Annotated in this window: 1 pseudogene; it reads right to left on the bottom strand. The window is 51.0% G+C overall.

The window, feature by feature from the left end:
* Positions 1–1,536: pseudogene (locus tag DKW60_RS12010) on the bottom strand (IS3 family transposase); the annotation flags it as partial.
* Positions 1,537–1,602: the final 66 nt, after the last annotated feature.

Below are 1,602 nucleotides of genomic sequence, written 5' to 3'. Positions count from 1 at the left end.
CAGCAGGTCGCTCAGGATTTAAAGTCACTTCAGTGATCACAGACCAATCACGTGTATTGCCTGACCAGCGCGCCGGGTTCGCTTGCTTTGCTTGCGCGTAGACGGATGCTCGCTGCGTTAACACGGCTTTGTCATCACCTCGGTGACGTTGTGCAGGCGTCACAAAGCGAATCTTGCTGTGCTGATGCTCATGGTTGTACCACTGCATAAACTGTTGCACCCATTCACGTGCCTGATCTAACGAGGTAAAGCCCTGACTGGGCCAAGAGGGCCCGTATTTCAATGTTCGGAAGAAAGATTCCACGTATGCATTATCATCACTCACACGTGGGCGGCTAAAGGATTGACTAATATTCAATTGATCCAACTTTACCCGCAACGTTTGTGCTTTCATCATGCTGCCATTGTCGCTATGAAGCACCAATTGATGGCTGTCCGTCAACTTCTCACGCCACACGCCTTTTTGCATCAGCTCTGCCGCTAAATCGGCTGACTCAGCCTCATGCACTTCCCAAACCACGCCGTAGCGACTATACAAATCTTCGACCATATACAGATAGAAAAAGCGGCCTGTCACGGTGCTGGGTAACCAGGTCACATCCCACGTCCACACCTGATTCGGCGCGGTTGCGGTATGAGTCGTTGCGACGCGTGCAGGTTTTGGCTTCTGACTCCGACCGCGATGATGCAACTGGTTTGCGGCTTTGAGAACCCGATAAAAACTGGATTCACTGGCGAGATAAATGCCCTTATCGGCTAACTTCGGGACGATCTGTGAAGGCGGCAAGCTGGCATACTCGGGTTCATGACAAATGGCCAAAATCGCGTCTTTTTCTTCAATGGTTAACTGATGAGAAGGCGCTGGACGGACTGCTTCAGGGCGTTGATCAGCTTTTACCTCATCACTACCCTGAGGTGACCAGCGTTGTAGGGTGCGGATACTAATCCCCACAATCTGGCAGGCCTGACCACGACCCGCACCCGCGGATTCGGCTTCATGAATCATCTTCACAAGTGACTGGCGCTGTGCAAGGTCGGTCATGACACCTCGTCCTCCCACAGCGCCTGATACTTTTTTTGCAGTACCAGTAAGGCAGCACTTTCCGCTAATGCCTTTTCTTTGCGGCTCAAATCCTTTTTCAGATGGTTAATTTGTTGTTGAGCTTCTTTCAAGGCCTTTTTAGACGCACTCGATTGTGATGATTCACCGGCTGCCCCGGCTATACTCGCCGCCTTCCAGCGCGCAATTTGCTCAGGGTATAATCCCTTTTGGCGGCAGTATTCACTGAGTTCATGAGCCGTCATGCTGGCTGTTTCCAATACGGCAGCAAATTTGCTCGCCCCATCCCAGTCTTCACTACTTGTTCGTTGACTTCCCGGCACTGCGACTCCTTGTTCTCGCGCTTGCTTCAACCAATTGTACAACGTTCCGACGCTAATCCCTTCCTCTGAAGCGACTTTTGGCACCGATCGACTCTCAGGTGGGAGTAGCTTCTTTAGTATGGAGGCTTTACGTTCTGCTGAATAATGTTGCAATTTGTATTCCAATTCCGCCCGCTATCTTTCAATAAGTAGAGGCGACAACTATCCTGACATAGGGGG

It is taken from the genome of Leucothrix pacifica (assembly GCF_003172875.1).
Taxonomy (GTDB): Bacteria; Pseudomonadota; Gammaproteobacteria; order Thiotrichales; family Thiotrichaceae; genus Leucothrix; species Leucothrix pacifica.
This window is presented reverse-complemented; position numbering and strand designations above follow the sequence as displayed.